A 19952-nucleotide genomic window follows, 5' to 3' on the forward strand; every position below is an offset into this window, starting at 1 on the left:
CCCTCCACGTAATAGTGTAACATCCATGTGTATACATGGTCTTTTTCACACTGTCTACCTAAAGGGGATAATATCAGTTCGTTTAACGAATAGGGGCTTTTTTAATAAAGGTATTTTATTGTAAACAGGGAATATGCTTATAGGGATATATGAAATATTCATTATTGCTAGGAGGCTTAACATGGAACAAAAAACACCAAAACATATCGTTGCTGTAGCAGGCTATTTAACAAATGAAAAAGATGAAGTGTTATTAGCAAAGGTACACTGGCGAGCTGATACGTGGGAGTTACCAGGAGGACAGGTAGAAGAAGGGGAAGCACTCGATCAAGCTGTTTGTAGGGAAATGCTTGAGGAGACGGGTTTAACTGTGAAGCCGCTTGGAGTTACAGGAGTTTATTATAATGCTTCCATGAACATTTTAGCTGTCGTTTTTAAAGTAGTATATGTAAGCGGTGAAATAAAAATTCAACATGAAGAAATACAAGAGGCTAAATTTGTAGCTTTAAACGAAGAGAACATAAATGAGTATATAACGCGTCCTCATATGAAATCCAGAACGCTTGATGCGATGAGAGCAATCCATTTCATTCCGTATGAAACGTGGGAAGTGCAGCCGTATAACTTAATAGGAAGATTGTAAAGAAAAGAGTAGCCGATTTGAGATACAGTCAAATCACTACTCTTTTTTGTATACTGTTTAAGAAAAAGGTCAAAATAATAATAGTGTTAGTATTGATTTAAAGAACGTTTGTTCTGTATAATATATGATATATTATGTACATTTAGATTACTAGATACTCAAAAGTATATATATTGGTAGATGATATAATGAAAATAGGGCGCTTTAATAGAGAAAGTATAATAGCCTTAAGATCTAATCTGCTATTGATTTAGCATAATCTATATTCAATATTTCAGATGAATAGTAGATAAAAAAGGACTGTGATACAATACTTTTTTATCCCGCTATTTGCCGGGCAGCCAGATTGGTGGGGGTCTGATGAAAGTTTCAATTTATACCTTACAATGATGTAAGGTACGTGTAAGAGAAATCGATGGGATATTTTTTTACAACAAGGTATTCTTAAAGTAAGAGTTATACGCTATGTGGAAAAGAGGTGTTTAAGATGAAAGAACGAGTATTATCTAGGGTGAATTATCATCAAAAAGTTGCATTAAATCCAATGACTAAGTTTTTTTATAAAGCCATTATTTTATTATTATTGTTAAGTTTTACGTTATTATTCATTGGAAATGTAATGATTGAGAAAAGTGATATTAGTAAATTACATGTACCGGCTAAGTTAGAGGTACCAGAATCATTGACACATGCATTTATTGCGACAGAAGATAAAAGGTTTTATCATCATAACGGTTTAGATTATATAGCGATTGTCAGAGCGTCTGTTGAAAATATAAAAGCTGGTGGTGTTGTGCAAGGCGGAAGCACAATTACACAGCAGTTATCTAAAAATGCTTTTTTAACGAATGAACGTACATTTTCTCGTAAGTGGAAAGAGATTTTCTATACGAAAAAAATTGAACGTACATTTACGAAGGATGAAATTTTAAAATTGTATGTAAGCAATATTTATTACGGAGAAGGAGCATGGGGAATTGAAAAAGCAGCAAACCTATACTTCGGTAAAAAGGTGAGCCAATTAACATTGGCTGAAAGTGCAATGATGGCTGCTGTAGTAAAGGCACCTGCTTATTACTCACCGGCACAAAATTATGATAAGGCCGTAGAGAGACGAAATGTCGTTTTGAGATTGATGGAGAAAGAAGGCTATATCAATCATGATGAGTATGTGCAAGCAGTTAGTGAGAAGTTAGTCATTCGTCATGATATAAAAACAGAGCAGTCGATGTTAAATAGTGCTCGTGAAAAAGCAGTAAGCTAATGGAAGTTCCTACATAGGAGCTTCTTTTTTTGAATAAATTGTGACAAATCGTGACAAATCGTGACACAATATCGTCACAATTATTGTGTTTTTGTAATTTATGTGAGCGTGTTCATTGCGTGACGTATATAAGTGTTGATATTATGTGTATTGTGTACAATGCTGTATACAGAATATGAAATTAAAGAGGAATGTATATGAAATCATCGAACAAACTCATGGCTCTTGGTATAGTTTTTTCCATTGCAGTATTGATTGTGATCGGAACGATTGCGTATAGCATCATAAATGACAAAAAAGATAAAGGGAATGAGATGTTTGCTTATTCCACACAACAATCTTTAGGGAAAGATGATGCTCCGGTTAAGGTAGTTGAATTTGGAGACTTCAAATGTCCCGCTTGTCGTACTTGGGATGTAACAGTATTGCCACGATTAAAAGAAGAGTATATTGATAAAGGTAAAGTGCAGTTATACTTTATTAATTTTCCGTTTATTGGGAAAGACTCTGATTTAGGTGCAGCAGCTGGTGAAGCAATTTATAAACAAGATAAAGATTCATTCTGGACTTTCTATGATGAGATTTATCAAAGTCAAAAGAAAGATACGGAAGAATGGATTACAGAAGAATTACTTCTTAACATTGTGAAAGAGAAGCTTCCGAAAGTTGATGTAGATCAATTTAAGAAAGATTTACACAGTAAAGAAATAAAAGAAAAAGTACGTAAAGATTCAGATCGTGCTCAAAAATTAAAAGTTCAAGGTGCTCCTTCAGTATATATAAACGGAAATCTTGCAAACCCTGATTTCGATAGTATGAAGAAGGCGATTGATAAAGAATTGAAAAAGTGATGAGCTACTCATCACTTTTTCGACTTTTTTCGATAAAATTCTTGCTTCCGCTTTTTGTACATGCTATAATACTTTACATAAGTTATTCTAATATCTTATATGTATTTCATATTTGCGGGTGTAGTTTAGTGGTAAAACAAGAGCCTTCCAAGCTCTGGTCGAGAGTTCGATTCTCTTCACCCGCTCCAAATTTTATTAAATGTTTTTCTATAAATTGTGATCAACGCAGTGTTTCGTTTCCGAGATAAACGAGGCATTGCGTTTTTTAATGTTTGGAAAACGTAATTGTATGCGAAAATAGAAGTAAAGAATAGTATTCCGAAAGTGAATTGCTAACTAATAGATCGTTACATAAAGGATGGATTCATCTGAGGAGGCGATTAGGAATGGATTTTGAACAATTAAAGCAAGATGTTATTGCGTATAGTAAAACGATTGGTATAGATAAAATAGGCTTTGCTAGTGCTTCACCATTTGAAGAATTAAAGCAGCGGTTAATCCAGCAGCAACAATTAAATTATCAATCTGGATTTGAAGAGCCTGATATAGAAAAGAGAACGAACCCACAGCTTCTATTACCTGGTGCAAAATCAATTATTGCGATTGCATTAGCGTATCCTTCAAAATTAAAAAATGCACCATTAAGTAAGCGTGGAGAACGCCGCGGGATTTTTTGTCGTGCTTCTTGGGGACAAGATTATCATCTCGTTTTACGAGATCGTTTGCAGAAATTAGAAGCATATTTAATCGAAAAACTTCCCGATATAGAAGTTAAGTCAATGGTTGATACGGGTGAATTAAGTGATCGAGCTGTTTCAGAGCGTGCTGGTATTGGATGGAGCGGTAAGAACTGCTCTATTATTACACCTGAATTTGGTTCGTATGTATATTTAGGAGAAATGATTACAAACGTTCCATTCCCACCAGATCAGCCGATAGAAGATCAATGCGGGAGCTGTACAAAGTGTATTGATATTTGTCCTACAGGTGCTTTAATACAAGGAGGACAGTTAGATTCGAAGAAGTGTATAGCATTTTTAACACAGACGAAAGGATTCCTACCAGAAGAGTATCGCGACAAAATAGGTAATCGTATTTATGGATGTGATACGTGTCAGACAGTTTGTCCGAAAAATAAAGGAATGGATTTTCATAATCACCCTGAGATGGAACCAGATCCTGAGTTAGTTAAACCGTTATTAACACCGCTTTTAACAATTAGCAATCGTGATTTTAAAGAGAAATATGGAATTATGTCTGGTTCATGGAGAGGTAAAAAACCGTTGCAACGAAATGCAATTTTGGCACTTGCACATTTTAAAGAAGCATCAGCAATTCCAGATTTAATAGGTGTTATGAAAGATGATCCAAGACCAGTGCTTCGCGGGACGGCAGCGTGGGCGCTTGGAAAAATTGGTGGAGACGGCGTGGGCGAAGCTATTGAAAAAGCGATGCAACGTGAGAAAGACGAAGAGGTTCTTCATGAAATGAATCGCGGACTTGAACTGTTAGCGCAGAAAAAAGAGTAGATAATATCTCCCTTTTTCATATTGTAATATGGGAGGGAGACGAAATGGTTGTAAAAATAAATATTGAAAAGCAAGTCCAACACTTTTTAGCATATATAACAGAGAAACGAACAAATGTAGATGGTATTGCTGAAGATTTATTGCAAATAGCAAAGAGAAAGAAACAATTATTTCAAAAGCGTAATGCAGAGATAGTAAAAGCAACTGCGGATGTTTCTTTTATGAGGCAATTAAATAATAGCAATCATCAAGAAATTGATTATCAAATACATTTTAAATATTTAATTAAGCATAAAGAATTATTTTATATTGAAGAGGAACAATTAAAACGAAGAGTTTGTTTAAATAATAGCCGGATAATAGGTGATTATGCTATTGAAGTGCCAGAAGCAGTTGGAATGAGTGAGACATTAGAAAGGGAAGTTACAAAAGAGAAGTACGGTTCCTATCAGTACAACCGTTTAGAGGCAGTTAAATATGCAGAGCGTTGGTGGGATGATCGAAACCCTGCATATCGTAATTTCCCTGATAATTGTACGAATTTTATTTCTCAATGTCTTCATACTGGAGAAGTACCAATGAATGGATATCCTAATATTCGTAAAGGATGGTGGCAAAGGGAGAATCAGTGGAGTTGGAGCTGGGCTGTTGCACACTCTTTTTATTGGTATTTGTCAGGTGCTACATCAGGACTTCGAGCTGAAGCTGTAGAAAGGCCAGAGGACCTTATTCTTGGTGATGTCATCGCTTATGATTTCGAGGATGATGGTAGGTGGAACCATACGACGATTGTAGTAGCAAAAGACGCAGATGGTATGCCACTTGTAAATGCACATTCAGCGAATAGCCGTCGGCGTTATTGGAACTATGAAGATTCTAGTAAATATACACCACAAATGAAATATAAATTCTTTCATATTATTAATGGGTAGAGATTTTTCGCTCAAGTGGTATAATACGTAGTAGACAAAAAACAGAGGTGAATATCGCGTGGGAGTACATGTTGTTTTATATCAACCAGAAATTCCAGCAAATACAGGGAATATTGCTCGTACTTGTGCAGCAACTGGAACAGAATTACATTTGATTAGACCGCTTGGATTTTCAACGGATGATAAAATGTTAAAGCGTGCAGGATTAGATTATTGGCAGCACGTGAAAATTACGTATTATGATTCAATTGAAGAGTTTTATGAGAAAAATAAAGACGGTGAATTCTTCTATTTAACAAAGTATGGCGAGAAAGCTCATACAGCGTTTGATTATAGCAAACGTGAGAAGGATTACTATTTTGTATTTGGAAGAGAAACGAACGGCTTACCAGCTAATGTAATCGAAGAAAATTTCGATCATTGTTTACGTATTCCAATGACTGATAAAGTGCGTTCATTAAATTTATCTAATACAGCAGCTATTTTAATTTATGAAGCATTCCGTCAACAAAATTATCCAGGATTAGATTTAGAAATTGTTTATTAAAAGTCGCCATATGGCGACTTTTTTTCTAAAAATAAAAATAATATGTAATCATACATTTAAAAAAGGATACATATTCATATAAAATGGGATATATGAATAAAAATAGATCAGACGGGTTGAGATAAATATGAAGGAACAATATAGTAATCAAAATACCTTTTTAAGTATGATAGATATGGATTTAATAAGAAGAGGATTATTACATGCTATTCAAGATTTAGTATTTATTGTGAAAGTTATTGATGATGAAACATTTACATATATTTATGTAAATAAGTTAGGTATGGATTATGCGAAGCTAAGTGAAGAATGTTATGGAAAAACTTTTGCAGAAGTATTACCGGAAGATACGGCGGAAATATTGCAAGTGCAATATGCAAAAGTAGCGAGCGAAGCGAAAGCACATACCTTTTGTGATGTAGTTAGTTTACCAACTGGTAATTTACATTATGAATCTTCACTTAATCCTGTATTTGATGAAGAAGGAGTATGTCAGTTTATTATTTGTATTACAAGGGATATCACAGCTCAAATAGAGGAGAAGATGGAGATAGAGGAAAAACAAATGCTGTTTAAGTCATTACTAGAATATAATAATGACTCCATCATATCTATAGATTCTATAGGAAGAATTACATATGCAAATCCAGCAACGTATGAAATATTTGGATACCGATTTGAAGAATTAAATAATAAGTTTATTTTTGAATTTATTAATAAAGAATATGAAAAAGATTTTCAAATTATATTTAAAGAAGCCATGCAAGGAAGGGCAAAGCAAATTGTTTCAAAGAAATATGTTCATAAAGAAGGGTACGAGCTCTATATTTCCTTGAGAACTATCCCGATTATTGTAAATGGTGAAATTGTTGGAGTATATATTGTTACAAGGGATGTTACAAAGCAAATATTAAATGAAATGAGAACGGAATATTTAGCTTATTATGATCAGCTAACAGGATTAATGAATAGAATTTCATGTACAAATAAGTTAAATGATTTTTTAAATGAGAAGGTAGCTTTTGCGTTTATCTTTATAGATTTAGATGAATTTCACCTTATTAATGATACGTTTGGTCATAAAGAAGGAGATAAAGTGTTACAAAAAGTTACAGAATGTTTAAGCAGTTTTCAAATACCCGGTATACACTTATTTAGAGAACACGATGATCAATTTGTTATGTTAATAGAAAATATAACGAAAGAACGTGTAGAGGGAGTTTCCAAAAACATACTGAAAAGGATTAGTGAACATTTTGTAATCGAAGAAGAGGACGTGTATTTAAGTGCTTCAATCGGAATTGTAATGGCTCCAACAGATGGAGAAGATGAAAAGATATTATTCCAAAGAGTTGATGCTGCTTTGGAAAAAGCAAAAGAAAAAGGAAAAGGGCATTATCATTTTTATTGCAGTGGGTTAGATTGTGAGCGTGAACAAAGATTTATAATAGAAAACCAATTACATCGTGCTATAGAAAAAAATGAATTCTTCTTATATTATCAGCCGCAAATTAATATTGAAACGAAAAAAATAGCTAGTATGGAGGCTTTAATAAGGTGGGAGAATAAAGAATTAGGATTTGTCTCTCCCAATCAATTTATTCCGCTAGCAGAAAGAACAGGATTTATTATTAAGCTTGATGAATGGGTAGTAAATGAAGTATGTCGACAAATACGCGAATGGTTAAATAAAGGATATGAAGTTGTCCCAATTGCAGTTAATATTTCAGCCAGGCATTTTCGCTCTATTACATTAATAGAGATGATTACACGAGCTTTACATAAGTACAATGTACCAGCTCATTTATTAGCGATAGAGGTTACAGAAGGAGCCCTTATACATAAAGATATATCGAAAAGAGTATTGCTACAATTAAAAGAACAAAATTTAAAGATTCATTTAGATGATTTTGGTACAGGGTATTCATCTTTGAGTTATTTAAAAACGTATCCAATTGATACTTTGAAAATTGATCGTTCTTTTATGGAAGGTATACATGTAGATGAACGCGATACGAATATTACGGCTGCAATTATTCATCTAGCTCATACGTTGGAATTGAATGTAATTGCAGAAGGGGTAGAAAAAGCGGAACAAATACAATTTTTGAAGGAAAAGAATGTGAAGTTTGTACAAGGTTATTATTATAGCCGCCCTTTATCAAAATATGATGTGGAAAATGTGTATTATAAATAATCGATAAAAAAAGTGATGTGCTAAGAAGCACATCACTTTTTATGTGTACCGGGTTTATCATTGTAACCAGATGTAAAAATAGCTGTAAGAAATGTGAGTGATACACCTAAAATTAATAATAATTTCATACTAATATCCCTCCTATTTTTTCAGTTTACGAATCTGAAATATGAATCGAAATGTATGTAATGTTCTTGGAAGAAAAGAATTTATTTAAAATGAATAGAGGTGTAAAAACTTTAATACCTATATTATACAGAATTTTCTTTGAATTTTGGAGAGAATTTTATAACACTACTGTATATTTCATTTTGATTTAAAGAATGTTTAAGGACATCCTAGCATACCTTTTATAATAATCTGATTGAACAAGGAGATGGGGGAGGAGCTATAATGGATATTCTAAAAAAAATTGAACAGCATCGAGAAGCAGAAGAACGCTTACAATGGGAAGGTACGTTTGCGGAGTATTTGGAGCTTGTGAAGGAAAGACCATGGGTGGCTCAAACAGCACACTCTCGCATTTACAATATGATAAAAGATGCTGGAATTGAAGAAGTTGATGGTAGAAGAAAGTATAACTTCTTTAGTAATCAGCTATTTGGGTTAGAGGATGCTTTAGAACGTCTTGTAGAGGAATATTTTCATCCGTCTGCAAAACGATTAGATGTTAGAAAACGTATTTTATTATTAATGGGTCCTGTTAGTGGAGGTAAATCAACATTAGTTACGATGTTGAAACGAGGATTAGAAACATATTCAAGAACAGATCGAGGAGCAATTTTTGCAATTAAAGGGTGCCCAATGCATGAAGATCCACTTCATTTAATTCCGCATCATTTACGAGATGATTTCTTTGATGAGTATGGAGTAAGAATTGAAGGGAATTTATCACCACTCAACGTTATGCGCCTAGAGCAAGAATATGGTGGGAGAATTGAAGATGTAGTTGTGGAGCGTATTTTCTTCTCTGAAGATCGCCGAACTGGTATTGGTACATTTAGCCCTTCTGATCCTAAATCACAAGATATTGCAGATTTAACAGGTAGCTTGGACTTTTCTACAATTGCAGAATATGGTTCAGAATCAGATCCACGAGCGTATCGCTTCGATGGAGAATTGAATAAGGCAAACCGTGGGATGATGGAATTCCAAGAGATGTTAAAATGCGACGAGAAGTTTTTATGGCATTTATTATCGCTTACGCAAGAAGGGAATTTTAAAGCGGGAAGATTTGCACTTATTTCAGCAGATGAATTAATTGTAGCGCATACGAATGAAACAGAGTATCGCTCTTTCATAGCAAATAAGAAAAATGAAGCCTTACACTCAAGAATTATTGTAATGCCAGTTCCATATAATTTACGAGTGAGTGAAGAAGAACATATTTATGAAAAAATGATTCGTGAAAGTGACGTGTCCGATGTGCACATTGCACCGCATACACTTCGGGTTGCAGCAATGTTTACGATTTTAACTCGTTTAAAAGATCCGAAGCGTCCAGATATTGATTTAATTAAAAAGATGCGTTTGTATGATGGAGAAACGGTAGAAGGTTATAATGCGATTGATGTAGAGGAGTTGCAACGCGAATATCAAGATGAAGGTATGAAAGGTATTGATCCTCGTTACGTTATTAACCGCATTTCTTCTACAATTATTCGAAAAGAGGTACCATCTATTAATGCTCTAGATGTGCTTAGATCTTTAAAAGATGGATTGGATCAGCATCCATCGATTAGTAATGAAGACCGAGAGCGCTATATGAACTTCATTTCATTAGCAAGAAAAGAATATGATGAAATTGCTAAAAAAGAAGTACAAAAAGCGTTTGTTTATTCGTATGAAGAATCCGCTAAGACACTTATGGATAATTACTTAGACAACGTTGAGGCGTACTGCAATAAGTCGAAATTACGTGATCCGTTAACAGGTGAAGAAATGAGCCCAGATGAAAAGTTAATGCGCTCGATTGAGGAGCAAATTGGAATTTCAGAAAATGCTAAAAAAGCATTCCGGGAAGAAATATTAATTCGCATCTCTGCTTATGCACGTAAAGGAAAACGCTTCGACTATAATTCGCACGAACGTCTTCGTGAAGCGATTCAGAAGAAGCTATTTGCTGATTTAAAAGATATAGTGAAAATTACAACATCAACGAAAACACCAGACGAAAATCAGCTGAAGAAAATTAATGATGTTGTTGCACGTTTAATTGATGAGCACGGCTATAATTCTTCTTCAGCAAATGAATTATTACGCTATGTAGGTAGTCTGCTAAACCGATAGTTTGATAACAAAACGCTGTCTCTTGTATTTTGCGGGACAGCGTTTTATTATCCAGTCATATGTGTAAAGTGTCATACCTTGTCCAAATGTAATAAATTAAGATGCAATTTTATGAATTTATTGTCAATTATTTTTACAATATGCATATGATAGAGTAACCAACCATTCATACGAAAAAAGCCAACACAATACAATATGTTGCAAAGTGTAAATGTGTGCAACTATGCATTGTGTTTCTTTCTTATCAAAGGCTGAATGATTCTTTTCTAGTATGTGAGTGGCAAAATTTTGTTTAGGATGCTCGGAGTATTATATGAAAAACGTTATATATGTTTATGGGATGATTTTCGATGGGCAGTTACCTTTCATTCTAGCTGGTACAGTATAAAACAAAATTTCTAGCTTGCTGTTCATATAGGAATACAATTACAGTAAGGAGGGAAAGAAATGGGTGAAGAAAACCAACCAAATTATACGATTTCACAGGAAAACTGGTCCCTCCATCGCAAAGGATATGACGACCAACAACGCCATCAAGAGAAAGTACAAGAGGCAATTAAGAATAATTTACCCGATCTTGTAACAGAAGAAAGCATTGTTATGTCTAATGGTAAGGACGTTGTAAAAATACCGATTCGTTCTTTAGATGAATATAAGATTAGGTACAATTATGATAAAAACAAACACGTTGGGCAAGGAAATGGTGACAGCAAAGTTGGTGATGTCGTTGCGAGAGATGGATCAGGTGGTCAAAAGCAAAAAGGACCAGGAAAAGGGCAAGGAGCAGGGGATGCGGCTGGAGAAGATTATTATGAAGCTGAAGTCTCTATTTTGGAATTAGAGCAAGCATTTTTCAAAGAATTAGAATTACCTAATTTAAAGAGAAAAGAAATGGATGAAAACAAGATTGAACATGTTGAATTTAATGATATTAGAAAAACGGGATTATTGGGCAACATCGATAAGAAAAGAACGATGATATCCGCATATAAACGAAATGCGATGCGTGGTAAAGCATCTTTTCATCCAATTCATCAAGAAGATTTAAAGTTCCGTACTTGGAATGAAGTATTAAAGCCAGATTCAAAAGCTGTTGTATTAGCGATGATGGATACGAGTGGATCGATGGGAATATGGGAGAAATATATGGCACGGAGCTTCTTTTTCTGGATGACGAGATTTCTACGTACAAAGTATGAAACAGTAGATATTGAATTTATTGCCCATCATACAGAGGCAAAAGTAGTTCCAGAAGAAGAGTTTTTCTCAAAAGGAGAAAGTGGTGGAACAATTTGTTCTTCTGTATACAAAAAAGCACTCGAGCTAATTGATAATAAATACTCACCAGACCGCTATAATATTTATCCATTCCATTTTTCAGACGGTGATAATTTAACATCAGATAATGCTAGATGTGTAAAACTTGTTGAAGAATTAATGAAGAAGTGTAATATGTTTGGATATGGGGAAGTGAATCAGTACAACCGCCACAGTACCCTCATGTCAGCCTATAAAAATATTAAAGATGAAAACTTCAGATATTATATTTTAAAGCAAAAAGCAGACGTATTTCATGCGATGAAGAGCTTCTTTAAAGAAGAATCAGGAGAGAAAATGGCATAACCCCTTTTTGAGGGGTTATTTTTTGTAAACTTTTTATTTTTTTAGTTGATAATGATAATGAAAATCATTATCATTTATTCGAGAAATGATTACATTTTAATTTATATATTTTGGAGGAGATGTCAAGTTGAAAAGAAATAAAAGAAAACATATAAATGCAATGATTATAGAGGCGACGTTATCACTTCCGTTTGCTGTTTATTCAACACCTGCTTTAGCGGCAGTAGCAATTGAGGCGAATAAAACGGGACAAGGTTTAGAAGATGGTACATATGACGCTGTTATTAAAGCGTATAAAGATAAAACAAATGAAGAGTCTATGGCAGCTGTTTATATAAAAAATCCGAAATTAACAGTTGAGAACGGAAAGAAAATTGTAACAGCAACGTTAAGTGATAGTGATTTCTTTCAATACTTGAAAACAGAGGATATACATACTCCAGGTGTGTTTCATGATGTGAAAGTAATATCAGAAGATAAAAAGAAAAATGGAACGAAAGTGATTCAGTTTGAAGTAGGGGAATTAGGGAAGAGATATAATATGCAGATGCATATTTATATTCCGACAATGGCTTATGACAATAAGTATCAAGTACAGTTTGAAGTAAACACATTAAATTTAGAAAATAATGTTCCAGAAGAACAAAAGGAAAATGAAGAGGATAAATTGGATCAACAAGATAAAAACGGAAATGTAGTATTAGATAAGCAATTACAAAAGCATATTAATAAATATAACTTGAATAGAGAAAATTTAGATACCCCAATAACTAAGGAAGATTTATTAAAAGTTAAATCTTTAATAGTCGTTGAAGCCAAAAGTAAAGGAATAAAAGACGTAAGCGGTCTAGAATATATGAAGAACTTAGAAAACTTAACGTTGGAAGAAGTTAAGTTAGAAAATATAAAATTTATCTCGAATTTGAGGCAATTGAAATCATTAAGTATAACCTATGGCGAACTTGAAGATATTGGACCTTTGGCTGAGTTAGAACATATTGAGAGTTTAAGCTTGAGAAATAATAAAATTTCAGATTTAAGCCCACTAAGTCAAATGAAGAAGATTAAATTGCTAGATTTAAATAGTAATTATATAAAAGATATTAAACCATTATTTACAGCGAAATCTTTAAGGACTTTGACTGTAGCAAATAATCAAATTAGTAATGCTAATCTTGCTGGGATTGAGCAACTGAAGAATGTGAAGAGTTTATCTTTAAGTAACAATGGACTTACTAATATTGAACATATTACACCAATGAAAAAATTAGTAGAGTTAGACCTTTCTAAAAATGAATTAGAAAACATCGAACCTTTATCAAGAATGTCTACTGTACAATCACTTAATTTAGAAGAAAACTATATTTCAGATATAACACCACTTAGTCAATTAACAGGTTTATATGATTTAAAGCTAGCGTCAAATGAAATTCGTGATGTTAGACCGGTTCAAGAGTTAGGAAAAAGAATGTACATTGACGTTCAAAGACAAAAAATCTTTTTAGATGATGTAGAAAAAGATAAGGAAGTTAAAATACCTATCTATAATTTACAAGGAGAGCCACTCGATACTATTCAATTAAAGAATGGAGATGGAATAGTTAATAATGGTTCTGTTAAATGGAGTACTACCGGTGAAAAAACATACGAATTTATATTAGATATAAAGCCAGAAGAAAATCGTATTAAGTTTAATGGAATAGTAATTCAAAATGTTGTTGAAAGGTTAGATGAAATAAAAGAGGATAATGAACAAAAGGAAAATGTAATTCTCGATAAAACTTTACAACAACATATTAATAAAGAGAATTTAGGTAGAGAGAATTTAAACACTCCCATCACCAAAGAAGATTTATTACAGATTAAAAAATTAGAGATCCTTAAAGAAAAAGGAAATGAGATAAAAGATATAACAGGTTTAGAGTACATGACGAACTTAGAAAATCTCACTTTAGAAGGAGTAGGCCTGAAAAATATTGAGTTCATCTCAAACTTGAAACAATTGAATAATGTGAATGTATCTCATAATCAAATTGAAGATATAACACCACTATCTTCATTGGAAAATTTACAGTGGTTAAATCTTGAAGACAATCATATTAAAGATGTAACGGTTATTGGTTCCATGCTAAACCTATTTAGCTTAAATCTAGCTGGGAATGAGATTCGTGATGTAAGGCCGTTAATACAATTAGGCCAGTGGGGAACAATTGATGTTAGAAGGCAAAAGGTCATTTTGGATGATGCAGAAATAAATAAAGAAGTGAAGATACCTGTATATGATTTAGAAGGGGAACGAATTGAAAAGATTACGTTAAAGAGTGCAGGTGGAATGCTTACTGATGAGGGAATCATTTGGAGTACTCTAGGAGAAAAAATATATGAATTTGACTTGGATGCAGATCATTATGAGACGGGCATATTATATAGTGGCATCGTCATGCAGAATATAGTAGAAAAATTAATACCGAAAGAAGAAGTAAAAGAGCCGGAAAAAGAAGTTGAAGAAACAAAAGAAGAAGTGAAAGAAACGATAAAAGAAGTTGAAGAAGAGCAAGAGGAAGTAAAAGAGCCAATAAAAGAAGTTGAAGAGGTAAAAGAAGAAGTGGACGAGCCAACAACAGGAGTTGAAGAGGCGAAAGCTGAGATAAAAGGAACAGGAAAAGAAATTGAAGGTTCAAAAGACGCAGTAAATCAATCCACAGTAGTCCAAGAACAAAACGTGAATAATCAAGTTGTGAAAGAAAATAAACCAGTTGTTAATAAGCAAGAAGAAAGTAAGAAATCATTAGGAGCAACAGGTGGACAAGAGAATACATCAACATTACTTTCAGGCATAGCGTTAGTTCTTTCAGCGATGAGTATGTTTGTATTTAGAAAGAGATTATTTAAGAAATAAAAAAACGTTTTATCTTATTATAACGTAAGATGATTATATGAGTTTTTGAGAAGACATTATCATGGCGATTTCATTTTGAAATATGCTTATGGTGATGTCTTTTTTAGAAGGAGATAAATGGAAAAGGTGTCGGAGAGCGGTTATTACAAGCTGCAATTCAATATATTTTCTCGTTCCAAGGGATGAGAGAGATAGAACTATGTTTGAATACGAATAATGATCGTGCGATGAAGTTGTACAAGAAAGTAGGTTTTGAAGAGAAGGCATGTTTACAACACTATATAATAGAGTAAAAACCCATTCATATGAAAATGATATTTCATATGAATGGGTTTTATTCATTTACTTTTTTCCGCATTCATCACAGATTTAGAAGTAATTTGAGGCGCTAATTGTTACATAACTTTTTTTATTTTTTTCGGAACTTCTTTCGTTTGCGAATTAATATCTTCTTTTCGTAGCTCTTTAAAGAGTGAAGTAACCATAAGGACGACTACGATAGAAAATGGTAGTGCTGCGATGATCGCTGCAATTTGCAGTGCATTTAATCCTCCAGCTTGTAATAAAATAGCTGCGATGATCGCGATTGTTAATCCCCATATAAGTTTTAAACTATTTTTTGGTGATAAGCTTCCGTTACTCGTTTGCATAGAAACGACAAATGTTGCCGAGTCAGCAGAAGTAACGAAAAATGTGGCTACTAAAATTAACCCGATAATTGTTAAAAATGTAGAGAACGGTAGATGTGAAATAACAGCAAATAATCCAATCTCTGTACCATTTTTTGCGATTTCATCAGCTATACCAAGCGATTGGAACATTTCCATATGGATAGCGGTACCGCCAAATACTGCAAACCAAAATGTGCAGATGAGAGTTGGGACTAATACAACTCCAAAAATAAATTCTTTTATTGTGCGTCCTTTAGAAATACGGGCGATGAATGTACCGACGAATGGAGACCAAGAGATCCACCATCCCCAATAGAAAATAGTCCAGTTTTCAATCCAAGAAGAAGATTTTTCATTAAATGCTCCTAAATTTAATCCCATACTAGGTAAAGCTCCAATATAAGAACCGAGTGTAGATGTGAAATATTTCATAATAAATACAGTTGGTCCTAAAAGTAAAAAGGAAATGAGTAAAATACCTGCAAGAGAGAAATTTAAGTTACTCAAATATTTAATCCCACGATCTAAGCCAGTTTGTGCACTTGTTAAATATAAAACAGCGAAGATGGCGATAAGTATGAGCTGTGTAAATAAAGTGTTATGAATAGAAGGGAATAAATAGCTTAATCCTCCGGCGATTTGTTGAGCACCAATCCCAACAGATGGTACAATACCGAATACTGTGGCTAAAACAGCTAAAATATCGACTGTTTTTCCGATAGGAGAATTTTTCGATCGATTAAATAATGGAGTAACTGTAGCCCCAATTGTGCTACCTTTTTGTTTGCGGAATGTGAAATATGCAATTGTTAAAGCAACCATTGCGTATAGTGACCATGGAAAGAGACCCCAGTGGAAAAATGAATATTGCATAGCGAGCTTGGCGCTTTCCTCTGTACCTGCTTTTCCTGTTAGTGGATCTGTAAAGTGTGAAATCGGTTCAGCGATTCCATAAAAGAGGAGTCCAATTCCCATTCCTGCCCCAAATAACATGGATAGCCAAGATGGATAACTATACTTTGGTTTTTCTCCATCTTTACCAAGACGAATAGAACCGTACTTAGAAAATGCTAAATAAGCGGCTAAAATAATCATTGCGGTCATAAGTAGAGAGTAAAACCATCCAAATTTATTGAGGATAAATGAATTTAAGGAAGATGTAACGCTTTGTAAATCATAGCCTTGTATCCAACTTGCCGGGGTAATTCCCCATATGATGAATAATGTTGTTAGCAAGATGGAGATATAAAATACACTGTTCTCTTTTTTTATCATAGAATCCCACCCTTGTTTAATAAAGTTAACAATTATATTAATCATAACAATTAAAGGGTTAATTGTCAAAAAATTCGATTTTTAACGCGTGTAAAAGGACTGTTTAATCGCTAAAGATTCATAACTATTGGCGGCTAGATAGTGGGGAGATTGTTCACGATATGTACAAAATGTAAGAAGAAATAATATGAAATATTGCATTTTATATTGTTATATCTAGATTTTATGTTAAATTCGTGAATGGAATATTTGAATAGGGGGCAAGGATATGAACAAGAAATCAAAAATTAATAAAGTAATGCTTAGCATTAGTACAATGGCTCTATCGCTGGGGGCAATTCAAACTCATGCATCAGCAGAAGAAAAGGTGCCATATAATGTATTGCATTCGAAACCAGTAGGAATTGAAAAGCCAGTAGATGAGATTGGACACGTTTCTAAAGCGGAGGAAACATTATCGTTTCAAGAACGGTTAAAAGTAGGAGACTTTTCACAACGACCAGCATCTATTCCGAACAAAGTGGCAGTAAAGCAAGTTAAAGAAAGCTATTCAATGGCTGATTTAAACAAAATGAATGATCAAGAATTAGTCGAAACGTTAGGTAGTATTAAGTGGCACCAAATTACAGACTTATTCCAGTTTAATGAAGATGCAAAGTCCTTTTATAAAGATAAAGGGAAAATGCAAGTCGTTATAGATGAATTAGCTCATCGGGGTAGTACATTTACGAAAGATGATTCAAAAGGAATTCAAACGTTTACGGAAGTGCTACGTTCAGCTTTTTATCTGGCATTTTATAATAACGAATTAAGTGAATTAAATGAAAGAAGTTTCCAGGACAAATGTTTACCTGCTTTAAAATCTATCGCAAAAAATCCAAACTTTAAGCTTGGTACAGCTGAACAAGATACAGTCGTATCTGCATACGGTAAATTAATTAGTAATGCGTCAAGCGATGTTGAAACAGTTCAATACGCATCGAATATTTTAAAGCAATATAATGATAATTTTAATACGTATGTAAATGATCGAATGAAGGGACAAGCAATATACGATATTATGCAAGGGATTGACTATGATATACAGTCTTACTTAATTGAGGCTCGTAAAGAAGCGAATGAAACGATGTGGTATGGAAAAGTAGATGGGTTTATTAATGAAATAAATCGTATTGCTCTTCTAAATGAAGTAACACCAGAAAATAAGTGGCTCGTTAATAATGGAATTTACTTTGCGAGTCGTTTCGGGAAGTTTCATAGCAATCCAAATAAAGGATTAGAAGTTGTGACACAGGCAATGCATATGTATCCACGTTTAAGGGAACCGTATTTTGTCGCAGTAGAACAAATTACAACAAATTATAACGGAAAAGATTATAGCGGAAATACAGTAGATTTAGAGAAAATACGTAAAGAAGGAAAAGAGCAGTACTTACCAAAAACGTATACATTTGATGATGGATCTATCGTATTTAAAACAGGAGATAAAGTATCGGAAGAAAAAATTAAGAGACTATACTGGGCTGCAAAGGAAGTAAAAGCGCAGTATCATCGTGTAATTGGGAATGATAAAGCGTTAGAGCCGGGAAATGCAGATGATATATTAACGATCGTAATTTATAACAGTCCAGAAGAGTACCAATTAAATAGACAACTGTATGGATATGAAACGAACAACGGTGGAATTTATATTGAAGAAACAGGAACATTCTTTACATATGAACGCACGCCAGAACAAAGCATTTATAGTTTAGAAGAGTTATTCCGTCATGAATTTACTCATTATCTGCAAGGGAGATATGAAGTTCCTGGTTTATTTGGAAGAGGAGATATGTATCAAAATGAAAGGTTAACTTGGTTCCAAGAAGGAAATGCAGAGTTTTTCGCAGGGTCTACTCGAACAAATAATGTAGTACCGAGAAAGAGCATCATTAGTGGATTATCATCTGATCCTGCAAGTCGTTATACAGCAGAGCGTACATTATTTGCTAAATACGGTTCTTGGGATTTCTATAATTACTCGTTCGCATTGCAGTCTTACTTATATACGCATCAGTTTGAAACATTTGATAAAATTCAAGATTTGATTCGTGCGAATGACGTGAAAAATTATGATGCATATCGTGAAAATCTAAGTAAAGATCTTAAGTTAAATAAAGAGTATCAAGAGTATATGCAGCAGCTAATCGATAATCAAGATAAATATAATGTACCGGCAGTAGCGGATGATTATTTAGCTGAACATGCCCCAAAATCATTAACAGCAGTAGAGAAAGAAATGACTGAAACGTTGCCGATGAAAGATGCAAAAATGACAAAACATAGCTCCCAATTCTTTAATACATTTAGATTAGAAGGTACGTATACAGGTAGTGTAACAAAAGGTGAGTCAGAAGATTGGAACGCAATGAGTAAGAAAGTAAATGAAGTTTTGGAACAACTTGCGCAAAAAGAATGGAGTGGCTACAAAACTGTTACAGCATATTTCGTCAATTATCGTGTAAATAGCTCAAATGAATTTGAATATGATGTAGTCTTCCACGGTATCGCAAAAGATGACGGAGAAAATAAAGCTCCAACGGTTAATATAAATGGCCCTTATAATGGACTTGTAAAAGAAGGTATTCAATTTAAAAGTGACGGCTCAAAAGATGAAGATGGAAAAATCGTTTCATATTTATGGGATTTTGGAGATGGAAGAACAAGTACAGAAGTAAATCCAGTACATGTATATGAAAGAGAAGGTTCATATAAAGTAGCGTTAATAGTAAAAGATGATAAAGGGAAAGAGAGCAAAAGCGAAACAACTGTTACGATTAAAGGTGGAAGTTTAACAGAATCAGAACCAAATAATCGTCCAGAGGAAGCAAATCGTATCGGGCTAAATAGTACGATAAAAGGTAGCCTTATCGGCGGGGATCACACTGATGTTTATACATTTAATGTAGCATCAGCGAAAGATATAGATATTTCCGTTTTAAATGAGTATGGAATCGGGATGACATGGGTACTTCACCATGAATCAGATATGCAAAATTATGCTGCTTACGGTCAAGCAAATGGCAATCATATAGAGGCAAACTTTAATGCAAAACCAGGTGAATATTACTTGTATGTATATAAATATGATAATGGCGATGGAACTTACAAATTATCAGTAAAATAAGTGCTTTTCCAATGTATGTTTAACTTTACTTTTTGTGGAAAATAGTATATTATATAGATATATAAT

Annotated in this window: 12 protein-coding genes, 1 tRNA gene and 1 pseudogene; 13 read left to right on the forward strand and 1 reads right to left on the reverse strand. The window is 33.7% G+C overall.

The annotated features are described in order from the left end of the window. Positions 1 to 181: 181 nt before the first annotated feature. The 12 genes and pseudogenes from PDQ33_RS16860 to PDQ33_RS16915 form a co-directional block, all read left to right on the forward strand. Positions 182 to 643, forward strand: a complete 462-nt coding sequence (locus PDQ33_RS16860; protein WP_061131278.1) for an NUDIX hydrolase — start codon at positions 182 to 184, stop codon at positions 641 to 643. 487 nt (positions 644 to 1130) lie between these two features. After that, complete coding sequence (locus PDQ33_RS16865; protein ID WP_000664704.1) at positions 1131 to 1907, forward strand: transglycosylase domain-containing protein; 777 nt, start codon at positions 1131 to 1133, stop codon at positions 1905 to 1907. Between the two features lie 197 nt (positions 1908 to 2104). Further along, on the forward strand, positions 2105 to 2758 hold the full coding sequence (locus PDQ33_RS16870) for a DsbA family protein (RefSeq protein WP_000842720.1): 654 nt from the start codon (positions 2105 to 2107) through the stop codon (positions 2756 to 2758). A gap of 114 nt (positions 2759 to 2872) precedes the next feature. Beyond that, positions 2873 to 2946: transfer RNA gene (locus tag PDQ33_RS16875), tRNA-Gly, on the forward strand. A gap of 198 nt (positions 2947 to 3144) precedes the next feature. Further along, positions 3145 to 4287, forward strand: a complete 1143-nt coding sequence (gene queG, locus PDQ33_RS16880; RefSeq protein WP_000345218.1) for a tRNA epoxyqueuosine(34) reductase QueG — start codon at positions 3145 to 3147, stop codon at positions 4285 to 4287. A 44-nt stretch (positions 4288 to 4331) separates the two neighbouring features. After that, complete coding sequence (locus PDQ33_RS16885; RefSeq protein WP_000260539.1) at positions 4332 to 5219, forward strand: amidase domain-containing protein; 888 nt, start codon at positions 4332 to 4334, stop codon at positions 5217 to 5219. Between the two features lie 58 nt (positions 5220 to 5277). Next, positions 5278 to 5766, forward strand: a complete 489-nt coding sequence (gene trmL / locus PDQ33_RS16890; protein WP_000538147.1) for a tRNA (uridine(34)/cytosine(34)/5-carboxymethylaminomethyluridine(34)-2'-O)-methyltransferase TrmL — start codon at positions 5278 to 5280, stop codon at positions 5764 to 5766. Between the two features lie 127 nt (positions 5767 to 5893). Continuing rightward, positions 5894 to 7963, forward strand: coding sequence for a sensor domain-containing protein (locus PDQ33_RS16895; RefSeq protein ID WP_000664307.1), 2070 nt, complete (start codon positions 5894 to 5896; stop codon positions 7961 to 7963). A 393-nt stretch (positions 7964 to 8356) separates the two neighbouring features. Next, positions 8357 to 10252, forward strand: coding sequence for a PrkA family serine protein kinase (locus tag PDQ33_RS16900; protein ID WP_000353279.1), 1896 nt, complete (start codon positions 8357 to 8359; stop codon positions 10250 to 10252). A gap of 447 nt (positions 10253 to 10699) precedes the next feature. Then, a complete protein-coding gene (gene yhbH / locus PDQ33_RS16905) occupies positions 10700 to 11875 on the forward strand; it encodes a sporulation protein YhbH (protein ID WP_270756302.1) in 1176 nt (391 codons plus the stop codon). 127 nt (positions 11876 to 12002) lie between these two features. Next, complete coding sequence (locus PDQ33_RS16910) at positions 12003 to 14774, forward strand: NEAT domain-containing protein (protein ID WP_270756303.1); 2772 nt, start codon at positions 12003 to 12005, stop codon at positions 14772 to 14774. 107 nt (positions 14775 to 14881) lie between these two features. Further along, a pseudogene (locus PDQ33_RS16915) lies at positions 14882 to 15067 on the forward strand (GNAT family N-acetyltransferase); the annotation flags it as partial. A 102-nt stretch (positions 15068 to 15169) separates the two neighbouring features. On the opposite strand, the gene opuD reads toward PDQ33_RS16915, so the two are convergent. Continuing rightward, the gene (gene opuD, locus PDQ33_RS16920) at positions 15170 to 16720 is read right to left on the reverse strand and encodes a glycine betaine transporter OpuD (RefSeq protein WP_000591583.1); all 1551 of its coding nucleotides are present in this window, start codon (positions 16718 to 16720) and stop codon (positions 15170 to 15172) included. 268 nt (positions 16721 to 16988) lie between these two features. On the opposite strand from opuD, the gene colA reads away from it, so the two are divergent. Continuing rightward, on the forward strand, positions 16989 to 19886 hold the full coding sequence (colA, locus tag PDQ33_RS16925; RefSeq protein ID WP_270756304.1) for a collagenase ColA: 2898 nt from the start codon (positions 16989 to 16991) through the stop codon (positions 19884 to 19886). The last annotated feature ends 66 nt before the right edge of the window (positions 19887 to 19952 follow it).

It is taken from the genome of Bacillus cereus group sp. Bc031 (assembly GCF_027716265.1).
Lineage (GTDB): Bacteria > Bacillota > Bacilli > Bacillales > Bacillaceae_G > Bacillus_A > Bacillus_A paranthracis.